At 75.7% G+C, this 371-nt stretch carries 1 protein-coding gene; it reads left to right on the top strand.

What is annotated here, in order from left to right:
* The coding region (locus AB1L30_RS00115; protein ID WP_367011333.1) for a VWA domain-containing protein at positions 1 to 371 on the top strand (371 nt) is incomplete at both ends.

Raw genomic sequence — 371 nt, 5'->3', positions numbered from 1 at the left:
CGACCCGCCGGGCGTCGATCGGTCGCGCATCCGGGGCGCCCTCGATGCCCTGCCGCCCCCGGGAGGTTCGGCCGACCTGCCCGCGGCGCTCGGCGAGGCCTTCCGCGTCCTCGAACAATCGGGCCGCCACCCGGCCGCCGAGGTCGTGGTCCTGACCGACGGCGACCGCAACCCCTGGCGGCTCGACGAGCCGGGGCGCTGGCGATTGCTCCGCGCCCTGCACGATCGCCTGCCGGTCCCCCCGGCGATCGCCGTCGAATCGTTCGACGTGTCGGTCGATCCCGAGGCCGCCGACGGGGCGGTGATCGATGCGCTCGCCTCGCGTCGTTTCATCGTACCGGGGGGGACGATCCGGGTCGGCGCGACCGTGC

It is taken from the genome of Bremerella sp. JC817 (genome assembly GCF_040718835.1).
In the GTDB taxonomy this organism is placed as follows: Bacteria; Planctomycetota; Planctomycetia; order Pirellulales; family Pirellulaceae; genus Bremerella.
This window is presented reverse-complemented; position numbering and strand designations above follow the sequence as displayed.